Source organism: Pseudomonas coronafaciens pv. oryzae str. 1_6, from assembly GCF_000156995.2.
Taxonomy (GTDB): Bacteria; Pseudomonadota; Gammaproteobacteria; order Pseudomonadales; family Pseudomonadaceae; genus Aquipseudomonas; species Aquipseudomonas tremae.
The window spans coordinates 3363012-3383909 of sequence record NZ_CP046035.1 but is presented as its reverse complement, the minus strand read 5'-3'; the positions used below and the strand labels follow the sequence as shown (position 1 = coordinate 3383909).

Below are 20898 nucleotides of genomic sequence, written 5' to 3'. Positions count from 1 at the left end.
ATCCTGCAACGGGATTCACGTACAAAGTATGCACGGCTGGAGCCTCAACCTGTCCTCAGGAGTCAGCAAATCATGGCCTCGACCCACCAGAAAAAGGATGTTACTTCACTGCCTGTCCTGTCTCGGCACGAGGGGCGCTATCGCAATCATGCGCCCGTGAAGCCGCTCGGTTTTTTCCGGACGCTTGGTATCTTCTGGGACCAGCTGTTCAACAAGCCCAAGGACACACGCCCGGCAGGGGAAATTCCGGTTCAGCCGCTTTCGCGTCAGCAGTTGCTGGCAGCACCGAACAATACGGTGTATCGCCTGGGTCATTCGACTGTGCTGCTCAAGCTGCGCAAGCGGTTCTGGATTACCGACCCGGTGTTTGCCGAGCGTGCCTCGCCGGTGCAGTGGGCAGGGCCGCAACGCTTTCATCAGCCGCCCATCAGCCTTGACGAGCTGCCGCCGATCACCGGTGTGATTCTCTCCCACAATCATTATGACCACCTTGACCGCATGGCTATAAAAGCCCTGACGGACAAGACCGAGCACTTCCTGGCGCCGCTGGGTGTGGGCGATACGCTGATCGAGTGGGGCGTCCCTGCGCACAAGGTTCGTCAGCTCGACTGGTGGCAATCCACCGAGATCGAGGGTATCGAATTCGTTGCCACGCCTTCGCAGCATTTTTCGGGTCGTACATTGCTCGACAGCAATCGCACCTTATGGGCGTCCTGGGTCATGATCGACGACGATCAGCGGATTTTCTTCAGTGGCGACACGGGCTACTTCGACGGGTTCAAGACCATTGGCGAACAGTACGGGCCGTTCGATCTGACGCTTATGGAAACCGGCGCCTACAACGTCGAGTGGCCACAGGTACACATGCAGCCCGAACAGACCTTGCAGGCGCACCTGGACCTGCGCGGGCGCTGGCTGCTGCCGATCCACAACGGCACTTTTGACCTGGCGATGCATGTCTGGCACGAACCTTTCGACCGGATTCTGGCGTTGGCCTGGGAACAGAATGTGTTGATTACAACACCAATGATGGGCCAGCCGTTCTACCTGCAATTTCCGTGTCGCGGAATGACCTGGTGGCTGGGTGTAGATGATCTCGTCGGTGCCGAGGCGCCGCGCACAGAACAGGTCGAATGTTGCGATGGCCGTCGTCAGAACGCCTGAAAGCCGCGTGCGCCAGGTCTGACCTGATTTTCCGATAGCACGTCCCATATTCTGATTTGCCGCCGACCCGCCCACCCGGCCTAATCGTGACCTTTACAGCGAAGGTTACGGTATGCAATTGCGTGGCTTGGCGGGAAAACCTATCGGGTTGATGGTCAGTGTGGTTCTGGTCGCATTGAACCTGCGCCCATCGATGGCTGCAGTCGGTCCGTTACTGGCGGCGATTCGCCTTGACATGCCGCTGAGCTTCGCTGCGGCGTCGCTGTTGACCATGCTGCCGGTCATGGTCATGGGGCTGGCGATGTTTTTCGGCGTCAGGGTTGCCCAGCTTCTGGGCTCGCACCGTAGTGTCATGCTGTCGCTGGCGCTGATCGGCGTGGCGACCCTGGCGCGTGTGTTTCTGGGGTCGGCTGTCGACCTGATTGCCAGCGCCGTGCTGGCGGGGCTCGGGGTTGCTATTATCCAGGCGCTGATGCCCGCGTTGATCAAAGCCCGTTTCAAGTCCCATGTCTCTTTGTGCATGGGGCTCTACGTCACGGCGATCATGGGTGGAGCAGCCATTGCCGCATCCTTGAGTCCGCTTATCCTGTGGCTTAGTGGCAGTTGGCATGTCGCGCTTTCTGTCTGGTCCGCGCTGGCGCTATTGGCGCTGTGTTTCTGGAAGGGCCAGCAGCGGCGCTTGTCGCAGCCTGATGCACCAGTGGCCATGCTTGAGCAGCGAGCGTTTTCGCGCCTGCCTCGGGCCTGGATGCTCGGGGTTTTCTTCGGTCTGGGCACTGCTTCCTATACCTGCGTGCTGGCCTGGCTGGCGCCTTATTACGTGGAAACTGGCTGGAGCGAGCAGGGCGCCGGCCTGTTGCTGGGGTTTGTGACACTGATGGAAGTGATCTCGGGCTTGCTGGTGCCGGCGCTGGCCAACCGTAGCCGGGACAAACGTATCGCTCTGAGTGTTCTGCTCGGGTTGATGATGGCCGGTTTCGCCGGTCTGATCCTGATGCCCGAGCAATCGAGCCTGGTCTGGGCGGGCCTGCTGGGGTTGGGTATCGGTGGTCTGTTCCCGATGAGTCTTATCGTGTCGATGGACCATCTTGACGATCCGCAGCAGGCAGGCAGCCTCACGGCGTTCGTGCAGGGGATCGGTTACCTGATCGCCAGCCTGTCGCCACTGTTCGCCGGGATGATCCGCGACCTGACCGGCAGTTTCGCCGGGGCGTGGTGGTCGCTCATGGCACTGGTCGCAATCATGCTGCTGATGGTGGCTCGACTTAACCCGCGGCATTATCATCGGTATCTGCGTGATGCCCGGAGTACGCCGGAATGCGAAGAGGCTGCCTGATTGCATTTTGATGCTATCTTGCTCGCGCAGTCCTGACCGTCCGGTCGCAACGCCAGCGAGAAGCCTTGATGCTCAACAGTAATGCTCTGAGAAAGCTGGACATGCAGGACCTGATGGTATTTGTCTCAGTGTATGAGCAACGCAATCTGACGCTGGTCGCCGAAGCGCTGCATGTCAGTCAGTCGACGGTCAGTTACTGCCTGAAAAAGCTACGTGCGAATTTCGAGGATGACTTGTTCATCAGCACTCGCAATGGCATGCGTCCGACCCGCAAGGCCCTTGCCATGCACAGCCATGTGCAGCAGATCCTGCAAGCCATCAATCTTTGCCATGACGGGCTGAAGCTGTTTGATCCGACACGCAGGCAAACCACCTTCACGGTGTGTGCTCCCGAGTATTTCGAGCTGCTGGTATTGCCTCATCTGATGCGCGATTTCGCGGCGGCGGGGTTCTCGGTCACTGTCAACGTGCAGAAGTTGGACAAGCATTTGCCAGTCGAGTCGCTCAACGACGGCCATCTCGATCTGGCCCTGTGTTTCGGTCCGGGTTTTCATCGAGTGCCCGACAGCCTGATTTCGCAGGTACTGCTGGAGGATGATCTGGTTTGCGTCATGGACTCGCAGTTCGCGCCGCATAGCGCACTTATTGACACGACCACCTTTACCCGGCGGCGGCATGTATACCCGACCCCCTGGACCTCCGACAGCAATATGGTTGATGGCTGGCTGCAACGTCAGGGGCTGGAACGCGACATTGTCGCTCGTGCCAACAGTTACCGGGCGGCCTTACAGTTGCTCGAGGGTACCGACTTCATTCTGGTGCTGCCACGGCGCATTCAGACCCTGCTGGGTAACGAGCCGTGGGTTTCTGTTTTCGAGCTGCCACCGGACCTGCCCGGTTTTAGCCTGGACATGGTCTGGAGCGCGCAGGCCGATCAGGATGAAACGAGTTGCTGGCTGCGCGAACAGATCGTGAAGGTCTGTGCAGAGCGGGGGCTGCTCTGACCAGCGATCAGCTGCCGGAATTGTCTTTTTGCGGGTCGGGAGAAGTGCCAGGTCGTGGCTGCTCACCCTGCTTGTTGAGTTCTTTGTTCTTCTCACCCACTTTGCCGGCATTTTCCGGTTTGTGGTCGAGGTCTTCACGTTTGGATTCATCTGTCATGGCAGTTCTCCAGAGGGGTGGGGTATCTGGATATTGGGCTGTTGCAGCCCGACAAGATTCGATCTAAATGACGCGCGGTTCAATGCCGACCCTTCAGGCACCGAACCGCGCATCAGGCATCAACTCAACAGAGTCAGCACGTCTTTGGCAGCCTGCGCCGAACTGGCCGGATTCTGCCCGGTCACGAGTTTGCCATCGGTCAGCACGTAAACGCTCCAGTCATCGCCTTTGGAGTAGTCGCCGCCCAACGCTTTGAGCGCGTCTTCGACCAGAAAAGGTACAACGTTGGTCAGGCCGACAGCTTCTTCTTCGCTGTTGGTAAAACCGGTAACGCGGCGACCCTTGACCAGCGGCTCGCCATTTTGTGCTTTGACCTTACGCAGCACGCCGGGTGCGTGGCACACCAGACCATGTGGCTTGTCGGCTTTGGCAAACGCTTCGATCAAAGCAATGGAATGCGCGTCTTCGGCCAGATCCCACAGTGGACCGTGACCGCCCGGGTAGAACACAGCATCGAAATCGGCGGCGTTTACTTCAGCCAGGCGTCCGGTATTGGCCAGCACTTTCTGAGCATCGGTATCTTTGGCGAAGCGCTCGGTTTCAGCGGTCTGGGCGTCAGGCTCATCGCTTTTAGGGTCAAGCGGTGGTTGGCCGCCAGCAGGCGATACCAATGTGACTTCGGCACCTGCATCCTTGAACACGTAATAAGGAGCTGCAAATTCTTCGAGCCAGAAACCGGTTTTTTTGCCGGTGTCGCCCAGTTGGTCATGGGACGTCAGAACCATCAGGATTTTCATATTCATGCTCGTTTTTGAAGGGTTGGGAGGGTGTAGACAGACAAAACCCCCAGGAGTTATGAGAATCTTTGCTGCGCAACGAAACAAGGCCGGATATCGACGCAGTGCTTTACGTCAAGATCCGGCCTTGCTCAGACTGGGCGCTGAAAAGCTTCAGGCAAAGATCATTGCTCTTTGGTCAGGTCCACCAGCGGCTCTTTGCGGACTTCGGTTTCGCGCCCGTCCTGGATGGTCTTGATCTGCCCGAGTGCCTTGTCGACTGCACCCTTGTCAGCCAGCAGGCTGTAGCTGATCTGGAACTGACGTTGCTCCTTCGGTGCAATGGTCGGCACCAGGTTGAGGGGGCGCTGGAATCGGCGGTTATAAGAGAAACTGGTGCCTGGCTCCAGCCCGGTCACGTAACCCTGACCTTTGGTGTCTGTGTTTTTCCACAGCGAGAACACCGGCAACTGCTTGGTATTGAAACCGACGGCAACGCCCAGACTGCCGGCCTTGTTGTGCAGCACGGTTACGGTGTCACCTTTCTCATCGCCGTAAGGCACGATGTTGTAGACCGTCTCGTCGTAGTCCGGGGTAGGTGCGCGGTAGGTCTGCCAGTCGCCCAGATCAGCCTTGGCCTTCTCGTTGAACGGCGAGACCTGCTTGACCGGTGCCTCGAAGCGCGCGCCCTGTTCGAGGAATGGCGTGCTGAAGTTGCTGTGGTACAGCGCCTGATACTCTTTCGGATAATCGCCGTTGTTGGTCAACGTATCGTTAAGCGAGAAGCTTGTGCTACCAGGCTCGGTGACCAGTTCGGTCTGCACCGAGAAATCCACTTTCTTGAACGCCTGCTCCTTGAGTTCGCCCTTCAGGCGAATGGCATACGGCGGTTTTTCGTCGATCTGCAGCGTTACCTTGCTGGCCGGGATATTGGCCGCGCGACCGTGCAGGGTCAGCAACTCGCCATTGTCCATGCCCGGATGGCCCACCCACTCGTAACCGCAACGGACGACCAGTTCGTTGAACCCTTCCAGCCAGCCCAGCCCGCCACGGCCGTTAAGCTCGATGAACGCCGGGTTGACGACATCCTTGACCGGTGAATCCCACCCCATGCGCACGTCGCCAACCGAGGCATGCAACACGTTCATGCCGCGGGTCGGTACCACCGACAGCTTCATCGTGCCGTTGTCGATATCGATAATGCTCACGCCTTCCTGACGACCGCCATGCAGCGTGCGCATCGTGATCGTGAACGGCTTGTCAGTCTTGACGCCCAATTGCTGGCTGGTGATCTGCTGATTTTGCGCAGCCTTGTCGGTATCGAGCAGCACGTAGTCCCAGGCAAAAACACTGGAAGCGGCAGTCAACGCGCCGAGGCCTACAAGCAGGGGAAGGGATTTCATGGCGGTGGTCCTTCTGGAATTATTGGAATTATGGTCTTGCAGAGCGCATTCAACCTGACACCAAAGCCGAGTTAAACGATTCAGCAATCAGTTGAGTCTAGCCAAAATGAAGGCAGCTGTGGAGCGGTATTTCCAGGCCCGGCAGCACTTGTGTATCACGATGAGCGCGAAGCCTGGAGACGACGATCAGAAAGTTATCGTTCCTCACGCGCCCGCGCAGGACATCAGGCAACAGCCCCACTCAGCAACCGTTCGATCTGCGCCTGTTCCCAGGCGCTGAGCAAGCTGACCGGGTCAGTCCGCAGCCAGCTCTCGAACGAGCCTTCCCGCCCGTCCGGGCAGCGGCTGTAGCGGCAGTGGCTCAGGCTGCTTTCGATCGTTTCCAGCGTCAGCAGCCAGCCGTCTATGGTCACCTGATGCAGCCCGGTGTCCGAGGTGTGGCCAACACGCTGCATTTCTCGCGTGCCCATCGCAGCATCTCGCAGTTGCTGGTACACCTCCCGAGTGGTCAATGCTTTCATGGGCTTCAAGTATCTCGATTTTCGCTGAGTAAAGCGCGGTTTTGAGTCGCGCACCGTTACCGTTGTTTGGCTGCCTGATCAGCCTGCCTTCAGGATGATTGTGCCGCGCCGAACAGGCTTTCGATCTCCGGGCGTGTCTGATTGATCGCGCCGAGTTGACGAATCAATTGAGCCTGACGGCTGCCACGCACCCCGGCGGCGGTCATGATCGCGTCACGCACGTAGGTGTAGACACCGCTGACGCCAAATGGTGTTACATAGCGAACATGCGCGCCGAGGCCTTGGGTGATGGCCTTGAAATGCTCGCTCGCGTAGTAGGTCCGACGAGTCCAGGCCGACTCGAACACCACTTCCATCATGACCATGTCCAGACGGGGCTCTTCGACTTCGTGATTCACATCGGGTGCAGGCGGTGCCGGTTGAGCGTTGTCGTAGGGTTGCGCGAGGTGCAGGCGCAGCTTGAGGACCGCATCGGCACCGGCCATCTCGCGGGCCAGTTTTTCCACGGCGTCGCGCGCAGCCGACCGATCACCGCTGTCGAGATGAAAGTGCAGATGGGTTTTGTCCTGGGTTGCCGTTTCGTTGGGGATCGGATCAGGCAGACGATCGACCAGCGTGCTCGAGCCGTCCGGCACGTCGTAGGCAATGGTTTCCGCGAACATGTTCTGCTCGTCTGTAAACAGCAGGGAGCTGGCGTCCTTGAATTGCTTCTGGTCCTCGGCGGACAGAAAGCCGATCTCCACGCCGCCATCAAGCACATAGCCCTGCAGTGGCTTGACGCCTTCGATGACCGGCCACAGATGGCCGTCCTTTTCTCGCGTCAGATGGTGCTGAACGTACCACCCCAGGCCTGGAAGCCTTGCGCACAGCGGGCCGTGAACGTCACGCCAGTAGGTGGCGAACAACGCGTGAGGGACCCCGTCTCTGCGCAGGACAGTGGTGTAGGAATTGATGACGATGTTCTCGTCGCGGGAGCCGTAATCGTCGGGCAGTGCTGAGGTATGCATAAATACTCTCTGTGCGGAAGGTGTCTATCTCAGGCGCCCCGCTGCGAAAGTAAGTTCAAGGAGATTTACCGAAGGGCACATGCGCTCGATGCAATGCACGGCGAGACGAACAGATGCCCTCGGTAGGCGCCCGCCAGGGTATGCGCAGACACGATCAGCCACATGACCGCCAGCAACCCCACCAGCCCTTGGCCGAACACGTCGAAAAAGCCCAGATGCAGGGTCGCACCCAGTTTGAGCGTCGCCAGCGCGTACACCCCGAGTGGAAAGGTGAATGCCCACCAGCCCAGATTGAACGCCAGACCTTGCTTGAAATAGCGCGCTGTTATCAGCACTGCCAGCGCCATCCACCACAGGCCCAGCCCCCAGAAAAGCATACCGGCAATGACCCCGACGCCGGCTGCCACGCTGCCCACCGACGCCAAGCCGTGTGCGGCAAACACTGCCGGGGCATCGCTGCTCATCACCAGCATGCTCAGTGCGCCCGTACCGATCGGGCCCAGTGCCAGCCAGCTCGATGCCGCCATGCTCTCGTGCGGCAGTTTGTGCAGTGCCAGTCGCAACAGCAGGATCACCAGGATGCTCAGCGCAACAGGCACCGAGTAGGCCCACAGTACGTAGCTGGTGATCAGCACGGTGAACTGCGCATCTGGCGTGGCGAGCTGCTGCGTCAGTAACCCGCCGCAGGCCGCTGCGACTTCGGCGGCCACCACGGGCAATAGCCATACAGCGGTCATTTTTTCGATGCTGTGTTCCTGGCGGGTGAACATCATGAACGGGATCAGTACGCCACAGGCCAGCGCCATGGCCACATCCAGCCACCACAGGGCTTCGGCAACCGGAACAATTGAATCGCCCCAGCGTGCCGGGCCGAAGACCAGCAGGCCGCTGATGAGGGTCGCCAGGCCCATGGGGATCGTGCCGAAGAACATCGAGACCGTCGAATGCCCGAACACCTTACGCGCCTCGTTGAAGAACAACAGCCAGCGACAGGCGTACATCACGCTGAACAGCACGAACAGGCCGATATTGAGGAACCACAGTGCTTCCCCTAGGTTACGCAAAAGTGCTGAGTTGCCTGGCAGTTGCGCCAACGCCAGCGACAGAATTCCGGTGCCCATGGTTACGGCGAACCAGTTTGGCGTGAATTGGCGGATCGCTTCGCGCGGGCTCGCCAAGGCTTTGAGAGGGGCGTAACCCTTGATGATGATGGCGAGCCGGTTCATGGCGTTTTCCTGCGGGTAGTTGCGGATGTGCAGTTAGTTTAAGGTTCGACAATAAATTCTCTAAACGGGTAATCTAGCTTCTTGTTACCTGTATTTCAGGTAGATAAACCCTGAATGGAGTTCGCCCTTGAGGCTTAACCTGCGGCAACTGCAGATTTTTTGCGCTATTACGCGGCACGGCAGCACTACCAGTGCAGGCCATGCGCTGGCGTTATCTCAGTCGGCCACCAGCGCTGCACTCAACGAGCTGGAAAGTGCGCTCGGCACGCGCCTGTTCGACCGGGTGGGCAAGCGGCTGGTCCTTAATGACAGTGGACAGGCGCTGTTGCCCCGCGCCATGACGATGCTGGAAAGCGCCCAGCAGATCGAAGACAGTTTTCTGCTGCCCGATGCCAGCCTGAATGCGCGCCTGCGAATCGGCAGTAGCAGCACTATCGGCAATTACGAGCTGCCGCTGATTATCGGTGCGCTTCGCGCCTCGGCACCGCTGTTGCGGGTGGACGTGGACATCGGCAACAGCGCATCGATTGCCCGCAAGGTCGCGCAGTTCGAGATTGACATGGGTCTGATCGAGGCGCCGTGTCATCTGCCGGAACTGATCGCCGAGCCTTGGCGGGTCGATGAGATGCTCATTGTTGCCGGCAGCAGTCATCCGCTGGCCCGGCAGGCACAGGTATCACTGACTGAATTGCAGCATGCGGAATGGCTATTGCGCGAGCCGGGCTCCGGAACCCGGGAGGAGGTCGAGCACTTGCTGCTCAGGCACCTGCATGATCTGAAGGACATGCGCCAGATGGGCAGTTCCGAGGCAATAAAACGCACCCTTGCTGAGGGCATCGGCATCAGCTGTCTGTCCCGGCGCGTGGTGGCTGATCTGCTGGCAAGCGGTCAGTTGAAGACGCTTGCCAGCCCACTGCCGCCGTTGAACCGGCGATTCTTCATGATCAGGCACCGCGACAAATTCATCTCGCCGAGTCTTGAGTGCTTCCGCGATACCTGCAGGCAAGCCGTCGATCAGACTTCTGTGCTGCGCCACGGCTTGAGCCATAACGCCAGTCCTGCCAGCAATAGCGCACCATAAAGGCAGCTCAATCCAAGCTGCAGCCAGGTATTTTGCAGCGGATGCAGGGCCAGAGCGGCGATCACCATCAGCGCGCTGGCCAGCAACCAGTGACTGCGCCAGGGCAGGACCTTGAGCAGTGACTGGCGCCGCATCAGCAGCAGACCAGTGACCAGTGCGCCGCCCAATGCTGCGATGGCGATGCCGGACAGACCGAATACCAAGGGCAATGTACCGAGCAGCAGCGCGTTGCACAGGCTGCCGATCAGTTCGCAGTTGAGCGGCAGACGTGTATCACCTGCTGCGTAGGCATACCGTGCGAGCAACGCATTCCAGGCACCGAACATCAGCGGTACGGCAAACCATGCCAGCAGTCCCGGCAAAGGGCCGTCGTGGGTCTGAGCGGGCAGCAGCAGGGTTACGAGCGCGCCAGCCGCACCTATCAGGCCGGCCACCGCTGGCAAGGTCAGCAAGGTGGCGCTGCCCAGCCCGCGCCGTAGCAGCGACAGACGCTGATCGCCCGCGCTGCCGCTCATCAGCCCCAACAGCACCTGATTCAGGCTCATCAGCGCTATCAACGGCAGGTTTATCAGCTTGCGCGCCAGGTTGACCCAGGTCACCGCGCCTTCGCCAAGCAACGAAGCCACCATTCGCTCAAGCAAAGCAAGGCCCTGGCTGGCCAGGTTGCTGCTCAGCAGTGGCCCGATGCGTTGCAACAGTTCGCGCACGGCGCCAGCTTCCGATTGCCACTGCCAGGGTCGCCAGCCGGACCGGTACAACGTCGGTAACAGCACGCTGGGCATCAGTATGCTGCCCAGCACGCAGGCACTGGCGACGCCGATCGATGTGGATGCGTGACCAGAAGTGGCGAGGTAGATCACCGCTGGCAAGTTGAACAGCAGCGAGCCAAGCCCGGCCAGTACGAACCGCGACCGAGCCTGCAAGGGTACGCAGAACAATGCGTGCAGCAAAAAACCGGGGGCGCACCAGGCCAGCCAGCGCAGGCCGCCAGCAGCCTGAACGTAACCATCGGTATCCAGTCCCGGGCCTATCAGTCGCACCAGAGGCCCGGCACCGACCACCAGCATCAGGCTCAGTGCCAGACCGCCCAGCAGCAGTCGCGGTGCCATCCCACCGAGCCAGCGCTGCTGCCGCTCGGCGGAGCGTTGCTGATACAGCGGCAAGGCCGCCGCACTGAGCAAGCCGGCTGCCAGCGACATGCGCAATGCTTCAGGCACAAACATCGAGACCAGAAACGCATCGCTTTGGCCTCCTGCGCCCCAGGCCGCGACTAACAGCCACTCACGGGCAAAACCGGCTGCCAGGCCGGTAAGGGTGGCCAGTGTCAGCCAGAGTGTCGAACCCAGCATCGCAGGCGCTGCCGATCAGTGGAACAAGGTGAACAGGCCTTTGCCGCCCACCTTGTACTTGAGATTACGCGCGCGCTCGCCTTTGACTTCGGCATTTGGGCCGCTGACGATCGCGTAGGGCGCGACAGGCTTGGACACCACGCTGTTGCCACCGACCACGGCACCTTCGCCGATGTCGGCACCGAACGAGAGCAGGGCGCGGCTGCAGATCCAGGCGTAGTCACCGATGAACACCGGCCCACCCACCGCCCAGAACTCGGGTTCATTCAGGTCGTGCCCTCCGGCGATAATCAGCACATGCGAGGCGATGGTGACGTGATCGCCAATCACCAGCCCGCCACGTGCATCCAGCTGGCAATGCCAGCCCACTGTGGTGTCATTGCCGATACGCAGGCTGTCGACCCCCAGAACTTCGGTATTGCGCCAGACGGTCGAGCCTTTGCCGATCTTTGCCCCTCCGATACGCAGCCAGAGCAGGCGCAGGGTATGGCTGGGGACCTTGCAGATCAGAATGTTGTAAGCCAACTCCCAAGTGCGCAGCATGCGGTCACGTAGCGTCGGCCAGTTGATCCCGTAAAGCGGAATCAGGGCGCCGAGGGTTTCACTGGCTAGCAACTTGTAAAAACGTCGTGCCAGCGGGTTCTCGATTCTCGGCTCGATGTTCAGGTAGCAGATGAACGACAAGGTCCGCTCCTTGATACGCGTCTCGAAGCACACTTCGTTGTCGAGCATCCACTGGTAGGCGGCTTCGAGTTCTTCAAGTGGCACGGCCATCTTGCGTGCGTAGTCGGGCAGCGCCTCTCTGAGGTTGTGCGAATGCAGCATGCGATGTTTCATACGGAGGCTTCCAGCTCGGGTGGGGCAGCGGGGTGATGACGTGAGTTTGCGGCGCTGGCGCGCAGGCGCCTGGTTTCGTGCAGGCTGATGCCGACAAACAGCCAGAACAGGGCAGCCAGCACGCTGGTGAAACTGAAATAGTGGTCGAACAGGCCGCTGAACAGGGCCGACAGAACGCCGATCATGCAACCCAGCGCAATCGCGTTTTCGTGGGTCAGCACGATTCGGCCCGTGTCGGGGCGTACGGCCTTCCACCAACTGACCGTGACGGCGATAAACAGCAGCATGCCGGGCAGACCGATCTTGTAGATGAAGTTCAGCCACAAATTGGAAATACCGAATTGCGTGTAGCCCAGAACTGGCGGATCGGTCTTGAAACCGATGCCGAACGGGAACGTCGCCATTGCATCCGGGAAATGACTGTATTCAAGGAAGCGGATCGCGGTGCTGACGTCGTCATCGGCGAACAGGCCCATCAGCCGCTCTTGCAGCGGTGGATAGAACATCAACAGCACGACGCCGGCAGTTATGCCACCCATCAGCAACCGACCGAGATGCGGGACACGCCGACGGACCATCCACAGCATCACTGCCAGCAGGCTCACCAGCGCGCCGCGTGACCCGGTCAGCAGCAGGCCGACGACGCCCAACACTGCAACGGCCAGGCCCAGCTTGCGTGCCATGCCGCTGCGGGTCATGCCGAAACAGAATGCCAGCGGCAGCAACATTGCCAGAGCGCCACCGGCCACGTTGGGGTGCATCCAGGGTGAGCCCATCCGGGTGGCGAATGATTGCAAACTATCGTTCAGGGTGTCTGCGCCGCTGTAGCCCAGACTGCCGAGAATCGGGATGATTGCTGTTCCCGAGCCTTTGCTGACATAGATCGAGATCGACATCAGTAGCAACAGAAGCGTCCCGCCGAGCAACGCAATGACCAGGCTTTCCAGCGTCTTTAGATCGGTCAGCAAGCGTGGCACCAGAAACAGGATCGACAGGTTGAACAGCCAGCGGACCCAGTTGATCGGCCCATTGCCTTCGGCGACGACGGTCAGTTGGCCCACCAGAAACGGAAAAGCGCTGAACAGCATCAAGGCGACCAGCAACCGCTCGGTGCGCAGCATCGGGGGCACTTTGTCCTGTTCTTGAAAAAATACGCCCTGCAGCAGGTAGCTGACCCAGGTCAGCATGATCAGCCCCTCGGACACCGTCGTCCGAATGCCGATCTGAACCGTGGAGTAGGGCAGAAAGGTCCCGATAAAGCCGAACAGCAGCAAGCCGAGCACTGGGCGGCGCATGACTGTCGCCACGGCGGCAATACCCAGCACGGCCATCAGCACCAGCGGTATCGGCAACAGCCAGATCATCACCCCGAACAACAGGCTGATCAGTAACCCCAGAGGCATCGCCAGTGGCATCAGCGCAGCTCCTCCAGCGTAGCGTGAACGCGATCGCAGAACGCTTTCAACTGATAGCGGTCGGTCCAGTCCCTGGCGAGAGCCGGGTCTTCTTCGGGGGCATGGGACAGCGTGCCCATCAGCCTGATCAGGTTGCCGCTGTCATCAGGCGAAAAGCGCGGGCTGTGGGGTGGGGCGACTTCATCCAGCGACGAACCGGTGGCCACGGCTACTGGAGTCCCCACGTTCAGCGCCTCGATCACCGGCAGCCCGAAACCTTCGCTTCTTGACGGCTGCCAGAGCCGCTCGGCATTTTTGTAGACTGTGTGCAGCTCGGCATCACTGAGGCCGGTCAGCACGTGCAGACCCGGCAACTGACGCTGCGCTTCGGTCAACGGTTCATCGCTACCGACCAGAACCAGCTCCGGGGTGTCGACGAACTGCATGCGTGCGGTCTGCCAGGCCTCGACGAACCATTTGATGTTCTTGCGCGGCTCGCGAGTGCCAACGCACAGCCAATAGCGCTCGGGCAGCCGCAGGTGAGTGACGTCGGCCGGTTCGCCCTCGAAGCGCTCGACCAGCAGGGGCACGACCCGCAGCTTGTCCTTGAACCGTGGGAACAGGCGCGCCGCCTCGTTGGCGGTAAATTGCGACGGCACCCAGATCTGGTCGGCAACCTTGAGCGACCAGACAATCGACAGGTAGTCGGTCAAACGGTACACGCGGGCTTTCAGGCGCGAAACGTGGCTGTTCTGCTGGGTGATCTGAAACAGATCGTGCAGTTGCAGCACATAGCGCATGCCAGCCGGTTTTCGACCCAGCGGCAGGCCCATGTTGATATTCGCGACATAGACCTCGATGCCTGCATCGCGCAGGGCGCCAGGCAGGAAAGAGCCCTCGAAGCGCGCGCGGTCCGGCAGGCGATGCACCGAGTCCAGCGGGGCAGCCCAGCGCGGCGCATGCATCACGCGGCGCACCGGATGGTCGTAAGGTGCGACGCCGAACAATTGCAGTTGCACGTCCGGGTGCTCGCGGAAGGCTTTCTCCAGCGCAAAATTCTGGCGGCCGATGCCGCTGATGGGGTAACCGGCTGCCGCGCGGTAATCGAGTCCTATACGCATGAGCGCGATCCTTGCTTGGTGGGCGAAAAGCGGGTGTAGATCACTTCCAGCTGGGCAGCCGACACCGACCAGTCGTGCCGGGCGCGCACATAAACGCGGCCTGCCTCACCGATCTGATCGAGCCGCAGTGGCTTGTCGGTGTATTCGACTATCAATGTGGCGAGTCCGGCTGCATCTTCGCTGCCCAGATAATGTTCGCCATTGGTCACCGACAGGCCCGAGACGCCTTGCGCGGTAGTCACCACCGGCAAGCCGGCGGCCATGGCTTCCAGCGTCTTGAGTTTGGAACCGCCGCCCTGGCGCAAAGGGGCGAAGAACATCGAGGCGGTGGCCTGCAAGGCGCGCAGGTCGGGTACGAAACCCAGCCATTCGATGCGTGGGTCCGGCCAGCGCTCGCGCCAGCTCTCAGGCATGCCAAAACCGCCGATGGCAAAACTCACCTCCGGTGCCTGAGCCCAGACCTTCGGCATGATCTCATCCAGTGCCCATTCGATGGCGTCGATGTTGGGGCCGTACTCATAATTGCCGATGAAGAGCAGGCGATGGCTGCCGCGGTCGGCACGCACACTGGCGTAGTAGCCGCAATCGACACTGTTGACGACATAGGACGTGGCCCTGCCGCTCAGGCGCGACAGCACCTTGGCATCGTCCTCGGTCACTGCAATCAACTCGCCGGTCTGACGAAACACGCGGCTTTCCCAGCGTCTGTAGCGCCAGCGATCATACAAAGCAAAAGCCCCGGCCCAGCGCGGCAGCCGGTCGTAGCTGGCGGCACCCAAGTCGGATTCGACGTTGTGCTCGGTCAGTACGAATGGCTTGCCCGAGCGTTTTAGCGCGCGTTCGAAAGGCTGAAAGAAATACGTATGCTGCAGCTGGATGATGTCCCAGTCTTCCTCGAGCAGTTGCTCGAAGGCTTTTTCCAGTGTCGGGGCATAGCCGTTGATACTGGCCAGCATCGGAGCAGGCGAGAACGCCACAGCCAGCATTGTGCGGAAGCTCAGCAGTGGACGTCGATCAATCACGATCAGGCGCTCCAGCCAGGGTTCAAGTGCCGAGCGGGATTCATCATCCAGCGCAGTCTTGGACTGAACCAGCAGGGTGATGCGATGGCCTCGGGCTGCCAGGTTGCGCAGCAGGTGATATTCCCGGGTCTTGCCGCCGCTGGTGGTGGGCCATGGCAGGTAGGGGAGCGTCCATAGAATTCGCATGCTCAAGGTTTCCATTCCAGGATTTGCAGAGTCGGCTTCAGCAGCAGGGTGATGCCCTGGCTGCCGGACAGCGGGGTACGGCTGCCGGTCAGCGGGTCATGCACCACTGCGTTGGTGATGCCTGGAAAATTCAGCGATGTGCCGGTGGCGCTCCAGAACATCAACAGACGGGAGCCATCGTCCCTGCTCCACGGCACCGCGTACAGATCGCCGGGCACGGCGCTCACCGCAGGCGGGTCCGCAGGTTTGAGGCGCGGGCCGGTGATCTTCAGGAAGTTCTGCAGTGCGGTGTAGACCGGTTTGGGGCCTGCTTGCAGGTCCAGCAGCCCGTAGCCCTGATCACGGGCCGAAGCACGCTCGTCAAGGTCGCTGAGGTTGAACAGGAAGATACGCTGGAAGTCTAGGGCGCTCATCAGCGCCAGGCGCCGCAGGGTGTAGTCGGCCTGGCCTGAAGTGCCAATCAGCTGTTGCATCTCCACCGGACCGTCGTAGCTTGACCAGCCCCATTCGGTGGCCCACACCTGCTTGACACCGTTGCTGTGCAGCAAGTTATTCATGGCATCGGCGCGTACCAGAAAGTCGCGGTCTGCCACCGAGTCGCCTTCCGGGTATTCGGAGTATGGGTGGTAGGCAGCCACGATATTCTGCTGGCCCAGACCGTTGTCGAGCAGGGCCTGCAGCATGTAGCCGGAGGTGCTGTGCATCTGGCTGTAGTAGGCCATGCCTGCGGTGACGATAGTTTTATCCGGCAAGGCTGCGCGAATGGCATCGGCTGTGGTCGTCAGCAAACGGCCATAAGCCGCCGGGTCCTCCTTGGGGAGCCAGATAATATTGGGCTCGTTCCAGACCTGCCAGTTGCTCACCTGCGGGTAGCGCCTGGCCAGAGCGGTCATGCGTGCGGCAAAGACGTTGAAATCTTTGGGCGGGTACTGATCGCGGCTTCGGGCATCGACCGGGGCACTGCTGGCGAACGAAGCCGAACCGACCAGGTACGCCAGCGTGTTGTAGTTGCGCGCCTTGATCGCCGCCATGGCGGCGTCCAGTTCGGTCAGGGCGTATTGATCCTTTTGCGGTTCGATGATCGGCCAGTGGATGGTCAGCCGCACCCAGTTCAGGCCCAGCTCATCCAGACGGTCCATCTGTTGCCTATAGATGTCCGGCGCAAAGTACTGGAACTGTACGTTGACACCCAGAAAGTCTTTCCAGACCACGTCGCGGGGCGCTTTCAGGACCGTTGCCGCCTGAGCGGCGCAGCTCAGGGTGGCAGCTATCAGCGCGGTTGTAACGGCCTTGAATCTGGATAAACGCTGCATGTCACTTCTCCTCGCAGGCTTGGCGGAAGACGTCCCGGAAATGTTCGGCGGTATGACTCCAGACCCGGGCCTCGCCCATGCGCGAGGCGTTCACTGCCCATTGCTGGATCATTTCGGGCGATGCGCAGACACGCGCCAGGGCACTGGCCAGGCATTCGACATCACCCTGAGGATAGATCGTGCCGTTGCCGTGCGAGACTTCTTCGGCAAATGAACGTGCATCCGAGGTGATGACGCCTCTGCCGCAGGCCACTGCCCACGACAGCGCGCCGCTGGTGCCGCGCAGTTTGCCGAGAATCTTCAGTTTGCTTGATTCGCGATAGGGCAGCACCATCACATGATGAGCCTGAATGACCTGCGCGATCTGCTCGGCAGGCAAGTCCAGTTGCCAGTCGATCAGGTCGACGAGGCCCAACTGGCGAATACGCGTACGCAGTTGCTCCAGGTAACTGCCGGACTGGCCGAATGCCATTTCCGGCTCGCTGCCGCCCGCCAGGGTCAGGCGTACCGTTGAACGCAGTGCGGGCTGTGAAGTGAACACACTGGCCAGCGCGTCCAGCAGGTCCTCTATGCCCTTGCCGCGATAGATGAAACCGAAGTACAGCAGGCGCAAAGGCTTCATCGGCGGCAATGGGGCCGACGCAATCGCCACGTTGCCGTGATGGATCACAACCATTTGCGCTGGCTTGAGGCCCATGCGCTGACGCAGGCTTTGACTGCCTGCCTGTGTCAGGGTCACCAGCCGGGTCATGTGCCTTGCCAGCTGTCGCTCTTCATGTAGGCACAGCGGGTCGGCCAGCACTGTGGCCATCTCCGGCAGAGGTGAACGCATACCGCTGGCGATCGACAGTGGCCAGGGAAGCTTTTCGCGGCGCCAGACCAGTCGTTCAGGGTCATGTACGGTCGCGGTCAGCGGCAGCTTCGGGAAGCGCCGGCGCAGGGCGCGCAAGGCCTGGAACTCCGCCAGTCTTCCACCCCCCAGTTCGGCATGGACCAGATCCACGCTGCTCCAGTCCGTGTCAGCCACCCGCTGTTCTGCGGCGCGAGGATCATTGCCTACCCCTTGCAGCGGCGTACTGATCTGCAGTCCCAGAGCTTCCAGCGCCTGGCGCAGATGCCCGGCATAGTCAGCGATGCCGTTCTGCTCGGGCGGCAGCGGTGCCAGCAGCGCGATTCTCATCAGCCTCGACTCCCGAACCGCTTGAGGAACTTCAGCACGCGTTCCGGCACTTCGAAACGGCGCCGGTTGACGATGATGCCGTCGACCTTCTTGAAGGCGGTATTGAGATTGTTCAGTGTGTCCTCGAGCATCGGCACGGTGGTTTCTTCGGCACGCACCACCAGTACGATCAGATCAGCCTTGCGCAGCAGCACGAAAGCGTCCTGATTAGCGGACAGTGCCGAGGCGTTGATCAGCACGATTTCACCCGGGCTGGCAGGGCTGCGCCCTTCAGTGCGGACTTGATGGCCCTGCTCGACCAGCAACGTGCGCAGCCGCTCGATCACGAAGGCCACACCCGCGCCCGACTTGACCGAAGTAAAGCCGAGGGTCAGGCCCTGTCCGTCGACCTGATCCAGCGGCAGGATTCCGTAAACACGGTGCAGGTTGGAGGTAAAGGCAGCGCTGCGTTCCTGCGCGCGCTCCAGATCTGGCAGGCTGGTCCAGACCGGCACGCCAAAGCTGCTCTCGATCTTGTCGCCGTCATGGATGCGCTGATCCAGCAGGTAGAAGAAGTACAACGCCAGCGCGCCCACCACAACGCTCAAAGGAAACGCCAGTAGCAGCATCAACAGGCTTTTCGGAAAGACCCGGCTGGGGTTGAACGTTGCCTCTTCAATGGTTGCGATGTTGCTGATCTGGCTGTTGTCCAGCTCGCGGTCGATGCGGGATTTTTCCAGACTGTCCTTGTACAGCGCGTAGCTTTTTTCCGAGGCATCCAGCTCGTTCTGCAGGCGTGAAAGCTCCGGCTCCAGATTCAGCGCCTGCTGGCGATCGTTTTCCAGTTGAGCGATTTGTGCATTCTGCTGCGCAAGCTGGGTTTGCAGGCGTGCGTAGCTGGTCTGCTGATCGGCGTAGACGTTCTGCATGCGGTTGTAGATAGGGTTGGGCGTGATACTTTCGGAGCGCTGAACAGTTGCCTCCTGTCCGTTGAGCAGTTTCTTGAGGTTATCGATTTCCTCATTGATCGCCCGAATCGGTGGCGCCTGGTCCTTGAACGAGCGGAGCATTTCCTGGCGCTCCACTTCCTTGCCATTGATGCGGTTCTGCAAGTCCTGGCGATTGGGATTGAGCGCCAGCTCGCGTCCGGCGGAGACGGTCTTGGGCTGCTCGGACAGCTGCTTTTTCAGCAGGTCCAGGCCTGCCTTGGTCGAGGCTATGGAGCGCGTTGTATTGTTGCGTTCGGTGCGCAGGTCGTTGAGCCCCTGAGACGTATCGGCCAGTCGCTGGGAAATACTGACTGCGCTGAGCTGGTTCAGGTAGTTCTGAATCTGCTTCTTGTATTCGATGATGTTCTCACCGGTAGTCTTCACCTCCGCTTCGTAGAACGCATACAGGCTGACCCGGCCAAGAGTCTTGGTGCGCTGCGACTGATATTCATCGATCCACGTCTTGAGTACTGTTTGTGCCGTGGCGGGGTCGTTCCAGGTAAAGGTCAGTTCCATTACCGAGGAACCAGGCTCATGGCGGACCTTGAAGTTCTTTTCCAGGTCTTCGGCCAGCCGCTCGACCTGCGAGCGGTGTTCCACCAGACCGATGAATTGGAGGACGCTGCGCACGCCGTTGACGACGCCCCCGACGACTGCCTTGACGCCGTTCTTTATCGATGCCAGCACGCCGGTTTCAGGGGGTGCCATTGACAGCTCCGCCAGGTACTTCTCGGACACTGCGCGCATGATCGGTCGGCCGCTGAGCATGCGCTCTTCGTCGAGCAGCGGGTCACGCAGGCCGCTGGGTATGACGATGGCCTGACGGTCGGAAAGCTCGATAGGCACAGTGCTGCTGTCGCGGCCGGGCTTGACCAGCAGCAGAGCTGTTGATTCATAGCGATTGGGCAGCAGAAAGGCGCCCAGCAGAATAATGACGAAGGTCGCCAGCACGGTAATCTTGACTTCGCGCTTGAAGATAAAGAACAGGCGCAGCAGGTCGCGGAATGAGCGGATGTTGATCATGTCTGTATCCCTGACAATTAATTGTTATTGCGCAACTCGTAGTTCATGCCCAGCCCGATCGACTTCGCGAAGGGAATCAGCTGGTTGAAGTACAGGGACACGCCGTCCACCTTGTTGCCGACCGATGATTTGGGAACAAACACTATGTCGCCGCGTTTCAGCAGTACCGGCGCGGTTGGGCCTCCGGCATCTGCCCAGAGGAACTTGCTGTAGTCGAAAAAGTAGGTCTTGTAGAGCCCGTTCTCTTCCTGACGCAGCAGTGCAACCCGACCGGCATCTGCGTCCAGCGCGACCCCGCCTGCGCCGAGGATGGCCTGATTGAGATTGGTGGCCACGTTGATCGGCAGCGTGACCGAATTGCGCACGGCGCCGCCCACGAACACGGTATTGCCCGGCGACTGAGAAATATTGATGGTCAGTGCCGTCTCGCGGTAGACAGTCTGCAGCTTGCTTTCCAGCAGGTCATTCAATTGCTGTAGCGTCAGGCCGGCCGCTTTTACCGTACCGATGTAGGGGTAGGAAAAAGTGCCGTCATTGAGCACCTGGAACAAGGTCAACTCATAGATGGAGTTGGCCGTGAACGCCGAAATCGACGGCGCCTCGCCACTGTTGCGCACAATGCGCAGCGTGTCGCCAGGACGAATGCGTTCCGGCGGCAGCGGTTTACCCGCCAACGCGCGCCCGGCCGCCTGGCCCGCCTCGATTTGCGCACGATCGTCCGGCAAGCCGACCCGCGACGGGGTGTTGCACGCACTCACCAGCAAAAGGCTGGCAATCAGCATCATGCTTCTCATTGTTCCTGAACTCCTGTCATGCACAAATACGGCTCC

General features: G+C 60.3%; 19 protein-coding genes. 4 read left to right on the top strand and 15 right to left on the bottom strand.

Annotated features, from left to right (window positions below; translation table 11 throughout):
- Positions 1-72: 72 nt before the first annotated feature.
- The 3 genes from POR16_RS15170 (at position 73) to POR16_RS15160 (ending at position 3504) form a co-directional block, all read left to right on the top strand.
- Positions 73-1164: an MBL fold metallo-hydrolase gene (locus POR16_RS15170; RefSeq protein ID WP_005890411.1), complete on the top strand. Its 1092-nt coding sequence runs from the start codon at positions 73-75 to the stop codon at positions 1162-1164.
- 112 nt (positions 1165-1276) lie between these two features.
- Positions 1277-2500 (top strand): cyanate transporter, encoded by a 1224-nt coding sequence (locus POR16_RS15165; protein ID WP_122381248.1) that lies wholly within the window; start codon positions 1277-1279, stop codon positions 2498-2500.
- Between the two features lie 68 nt (positions 2501-2568).
- Positions 2569-3504, top strand: a complete 936-nt coding sequence (locus POR16_RS15160) for a LysR family transcriptional regulator (protein WP_005890414.1) — start codon at positions 2569-2571, stop codon at positions 3502-3504.
- Between the two features lie 7 nt (positions 3505-3511).
- Here POR16_RS15160 and POR16_RS26315 read toward each other — a convergent pair whose 3' ends face one another.
- The 6 genes from POR16_RS26315 to POR16_RS15130 all read right to left on the bottom strand — a co-directional run bounded on the left by POR16_RS26315 (position 3512) and on the right by POR16_RS15130 (position 8594).
- Positions 3512-3661 carry a hypothetical protein gene (locus tag POR16_RS26315; RefSeq protein WP_005890415.1) on the bottom strand — a complete coding sequence of 50 codons (150 nt, stop codon included), beginning with the start codon at positions 3659-3661 and terminating at the stop codon, positions 3512-3514.
- Between the two features lie 119 nt (positions 3662-3780).
- Positions 3781-4458: a type 1 glutamine amidotransferase domain-containing protein gene (locus POR16_RS15150; protein WP_005890416.1), complete on the bottom strand. Its 678-nt coding sequence runs from the start codon at positions 4456-4458 to the stop codon at positions 3781-3783.
- A 164-nt stretch (positions 4459-4622) separates the two neighbouring features.
- A complete protein-coding gene (locus tag POR16_RS15145; RefSeq protein WP_024689760.1) occupies positions 4623-5840 on the bottom strand; it encodes an aldose 1-epimerase family protein in 1218 nt (405 codons plus the stop codon).
- 224 nt (positions 5841-6064) lie between these two features.
- Positions 6065-6361, bottom strand: a complete 297-nt coding sequence (locus POR16_RS15140; RefSeq protein ID WP_005890420.1) for a DUF7693 family protein — start codon at positions 6359-6361, stop codon at positions 6065-6067.
- Between the two features lie 89 nt (positions 6362-6450).
- Positions 6451-7368, bottom strand: coding sequence for an EthD domain-containing protein (locus tag POR16_RS15135; RefSeq protein WP_005890422.1), 918 nt, complete (start codon positions 7366-7368; stop codon positions 6451-6453).
- A 65-nt stretch (positions 7369-7433) separates the two neighbouring features.
- Positions 7434-8594: a TDT family transporter gene (locus POR16_RS15130; protein WP_054989298.1), complete on the bottom strand. Its 1161-nt coding sequence runs from the start codon at positions 8592-8594 to the stop codon at positions 7434-7436.
- 127 nt (positions 8595-8721) lie between these two features.
- Here POR16_RS15130 and POR16_RS15125 point away from each other — a divergent pair, with 127 nt between their 5' ends.
- Entirely contained in the window at positions 8722-9675 is a 954-nt protein-coding gene (locus POR16_RS15125) for a LysR family transcriptional regulator (RefSeq protein WP_042932287.1), read from the top strand.
- Here POR16_RS15125 and POR16_RS15120 read toward each other — a convergent pair.
- From POR16_RS15120 to POR16_RS15080, 9 genes are read right to left on the bottom strand one after another with little or no spacing between them, the layout of a single operon-like run.
- Positions 9609-11024: a lipid II flippase MurJ gene (locus POR16_RS15120; protein WP_005890430.1), complete on the bottom strand. Its 1416-nt coding sequence runs from the start codon at positions 11022-11024 to the stop codon at positions 9609-9611. The two genes, POR16_RS15125 and POR16_RS15120, sit on opposite strands and share 67 nt — an antisense overlap.
- Before the next feature lie 15 nt (positions 11025-11039).
- Positions 11040-11861: an acyltransferase gene (locus POR16_RS15115; protein WP_005890433.1), complete on the bottom strand. Its 822-nt coding sequence runs from the start codon at positions 11859-11861 to the stop codon at positions 11040-11042.
- Positions 11858-13276, bottom strand: a complete 1419-nt coding sequence (locus tag POR16_RS15110; protein WP_005890434.1) for an O-antigen ligase family protein — start codon at positions 13274-13276, stop codon at positions 11858-11860. The genes POR16_RS15115 and POR16_RS15110 overlap by 4 nt, the downstream gene beginning before the upstream one ends.
- Positions 13276-14376 (bottom strand): glycosyltransferase family 4 protein, encoded by a 1101-nt coding sequence (locus POR16_RS15105; protein ID WP_005890435.1) that lies wholly within the window; start codon positions 14374-14376, stop codon positions 13276-13278. The genes POR16_RS15110 and POR16_RS15105 overlap by 1 nt, the downstream gene beginning before the upstream one ends.
- The gene (locus tag POR16_RS15100) at positions 14367-15584 is read right to left on the bottom strand and encodes a glycosyltransferase family 4 protein (RefSeq protein ID WP_024689756.1); all 1218 of its coding nucleotides are present in this window, start codon (positions 15582-15584) and stop codon (positions 14367-14369) included. The genes POR16_RS15105 and POR16_RS15100 overlap by 10 nt, the downstream gene beginning before the upstream one ends.
- Before the next feature lie 2 nt (positions 15585-15586).
- Positions 15587-16897 (bottom strand): cellulase family glycosylhydrolase, encoded by a 1311-nt coding sequence (locus POR16_RS15095; RefSeq protein ID WP_005890437.1) that lies wholly within the window; start codon positions 16895-16897, stop codon positions 15587-15589.
- 1 nt (position 16898) lies between these two features.
- Positions 16899-18077 carry a glycosyltransferase gene (locus POR16_RS15090; RefSeq protein ID WP_005890438.1) on the bottom strand — a complete coding sequence of 393 codons (1179 nt, stop codon included), beginning with the start codon at positions 18075-18077 and terminating at the stop codon, positions 16899-16901.
- Complete coding sequence (locus POR16_RS15085; protein WP_005890439.1) at positions 18077-20068, bottom strand: exopolysaccharide transport family protein; 1992 nt, start codon at positions 20066-20068, stop codon at positions 18077-18079. The genes POR16_RS15090 and POR16_RS15085 overlap by 1 nt, the downstream gene beginning before the upstream one ends.
- Before the next feature lie 17 nt (positions 20069-20085).
- Positions 20086-20862: a polysaccharide biosynthesis/export family protein gene (locus tag POR16_RS15080; RefSeq protein ID WP_042932289.1), complete on the bottom strand. Its 777-nt coding sequence runs from the start codon at positions 20860-20862 to the stop codon at positions 20086-20088.
- Between the last annotated feature and the right edge of the window lie 36 nt (positions 20863-20898).

Bases quoted from the DNA above. Each gene is read 5' to 3' on its own strand.
- POR16_RS15170 (WP_005890411.1), top strand. From the start codon at position 73: ATGGCCTCGACCCACCAGAAAAAGGATGTTACTTCACTGCCTGTCCTG.
- POR16_RS15165 (WP_122381248.1), top strand. From the start codon at position 1,277: ATGCAATTGCGTGGCTTGGCGGGAAAACCTATCGGGTTGATGGTCAGT.
- POR16_RS15160 (WP_005890414.1), top strand. From the start codon at position 2,569: ATGCTCAACAGTAATGCTCTGAGAAAGCTGGACATGCAGGACCTGATG.
- POR16_RS26315 (WP_005890415.1), bottom strand. From the start codon at position 3,661: ATGACAGATGAATCCAAACGTGAAGACCTCGACCACAAACCGGAAAAT.
- POR16_RS15150 (WP_005890416.1), bottom strand. From the start codon at position 4,458: ATGAAAATCCTGATGGTTCTGACGTCCCATGACCAACTGGGCGACACC.
- POR16_RS15145 (WP_024689760.1), bottom strand. From the start codon at position 5,840: ATGAAATCCCTTCCCCTGCTTGTAGGCCTCGGCGCGTTGACTGCCGCT.
- POR16_RS15140 (WP_005890420.1), bottom strand. From the start codon at position 6,361: ATGAAAGCATTGACCACTCGGGAGGTGTACCAGCAACTGCGAGATGCT.
- POR16_RS15135 (WP_005890422.1), bottom strand. From the start codon at position 7,368: ATGCATACCTCAGCACTGCCCGACGATTACGGCTCCCGCGACGAGAAC.
- POR16_RS15130 (WP_054989298.1), bottom strand. From the start codon at position 8,594: ATGAACCGGCTCGCCATCATCATCAAGGGTTACGCCCCTCTCAAAGCC.
- POR16_RS15120 (WP_005890430.1), bottom strand. From the start codon at position 11,024: ATGCTGGGTTCGACACTCTGGCTGACACTGGCCACCCTTACCGGCCTG.
- POR16_RS15115 (WP_005890433.1), bottom strand. From the start codon at position 11,861: ATGAAACATCGCATGCTGCATTCGCACAACCTCAGAGAGGCGCTGCCC.
- POR16_RS15110 (WP_005890434.1), bottom strand. From the start codon at position 13,276: ATGCCACTGGCGATGCCTCTGGGGTTACTGATCAGCCTGTTGTTCGGG.
- POR16_RS15105 (WP_005890435.1), bottom strand. From the start codon at position 14,376: ATGCGTATAGGACTCGATTACCGCGCGGCAGCCGGTTACCCCATCAGC.
- POR16_RS15100 (WP_024689756.1), bottom strand. From the start codon at position 15,584: ATGCGAATTCTATGGACGCTCCCCTACCTGCCATGGCCCACCACCAGC.
- POR16_RS15095 (WP_005890437.1), bottom strand. From the start codon at position 16,897: ATGCAGCGTTTATCCAGATTCAAGGCCGTTACAACCGCGCTGATAGCT.
- POR16_RS15090 (WP_005890438.1), bottom strand. From the start codon at position 18,077: ATGAGAATCGCGCTGCTGGCACCGCTGCCGCCCGAGCAGAACGGCATC.
- POR16_RS15085 (WP_005890439.1), bottom strand. From the start codon at position 20,068: ATGATCAACATCCGCTCATTCCGCGACCTGCTGCGCCTGTTCTTTATC.
- POR16_RS15080 (WP_042932289.1), bottom strand. From the start codon at position 20,862: ATGAGAAGCATGATGCTGATTGCCAGCCTTTTGCTGGTGAGTGCGTGC.